The sequence below is a fragment of the Exiguobacterium sp. UBA3968 genome (assembly GCF_002385115.1).
GTDB lineage: Bacteria > Bacillota > Bacilli > Exiguobacteriales > Exiguobacteriaceae > Exiguobacterium_A.
On sequence record NZ_DGCW01000006.1, the window covers coordinates 1,864 to 3,348 of the forward strand.

A 1,485-nucleotide genomic window follows, 5' to 3' on the forward strand; every position below is an offset into this window, starting at 1 on the left:
ACCAACATGTGTTTCGAAAACATGTCTGATTTCGTTCAACGTCTTTGGCATACGCTTCACCTCACTAATATTTATTATAGCATATTAAATAAATATTAGAAAGGGGAAATATTATATCTGTTCTAATCGTATCCGTCAACGTTTTTTAATTGGCAAAAGTGCATCTGCTAACTGTGCGAATTCCTGCAGGCTGAGCGTTTCTCCGCGACGACGTGGTTCAACCCCAGCTTCTAACAACGCCGCTTCGACCGCTGCTTTTTCCGTTTTCCCGAAGTGTGTCGTCAAGTTGTTTAAAATCGTTTTCCGACGTTGGGCAAAACTTGCTCGGACGATTTCAAAGAAGAGTGCCTCATCCTGTGTCTGTACCGCCGGCTCTTTTCGAATGTTCAAGCGGATGACTGCTGAATCGACGTTTGGTGCTGGAATGAAGACTTGTTTTGGGACCGTGAAGCAGACTTCAGCTTCCGCATAGTATTGAATCGCGATCGATAAAGATCCATATGCTTTCGTGCCTGGTTTTGCACCGATTCGTTCAGCGACTTCCTTTTGAATCATCATGACGAGCGTCCGAAACGGTGCTTTCGCTTCAAGGATCCGCATGATAATCGGTGTCGTGACATAATACGGGAGGTTCGCGACGACGGCAATGTCGGTGATGCCTTCTTGCGTGAACTCTTCAGCAACGATCGTCGAAAGATCGAGTTCAAGAGCATCACCGTGAATGACCTTCGTATGGGGATATGGTGCAAGTGTATCATCAAGAATCGGTAACAATCGTTGATCGATTTCAAGAGCAACGACTTTTTTCGCCTGTTTCGCCGATTGTTCCGTCAATGAGCCGATTCCTGGTCCGATCTCGAGTACACCACTCTCAGGCGTTAATCCAGCTGCTCCGACGATGTTTCCTAATACATTTAAATCGATTAAAAAGTTTTGCCCTAACGATTTTTTAAACGAAAAGCCATGTTTCGCTAAAATTTCTTTCGTCCGGTGCAATGTAGCAATGTCTTTCAAACTTCTTCCTCCTCTAGTTGTTTCAACGCTGCTTCCCATTCCGCCAGCGTGATCCGGATCGATGCGACACGTTTGACGAGTTGTTTTGCATTCGGTTCACCAATCGCAAGAATCTGACCGAGACGACGACGACGGATCGAGGCTGCTGGTCCACCAATCAAATCAGCTGCCAAAATCATCTCACGTGTCACTTCGGCAACCGGTGCTTCTTCCGTCTCATAGACAGCAGCGAGCGCCTCTTCGATTGCGACAGGTGAGGCATGTTCAACACCAATTTTACCGCGCTTATCTTTTGCTTGAGCACGCGGAAGATAGGCATGTTTACAGCCTGGTACACGTTCATTGATTCGGGCACGGATACGATCTCCTGGAAAATCAGGATCCGTGAAAATGATGACACCGCGTCGTTCGAGGGCCTTCTCAATGCGTTGCATCGTCTGTTCATTAACGGCTGAACCGTTCGTTTCAATT

2 protein-coding genes are annotated in these 1,485 nt (G+C 46.7%); both read right to left on the reverse strand.

The window, feature by feature from the left end:
- Positions 1-135 precede the first annotated feature (135 nt).
- Complete coding sequence (gene rsmA / locus B3S86_RS12665) at positions 136-1,014, reverse strand: 16S rRNA (adenine(1518)-N(6)/adenine(1519)-N(6))-dimethyltransferase RsmA (RefSeq protein ID WP_035413227.1); 879 nt, start codon at positions 1,012-1,014, stop codon at positions 136-138.
- A partial coding sequence (gene rnmV / locus B3S86_RS12670; protein ID WP_290753367.1) for a ribonuclease M5 occupies positions 1,011-1,485 on the reverse strand: 475 nt, incomplete at its 5' end. The genes rnmV and rsmA, both read right to left, overlap by 4 nt.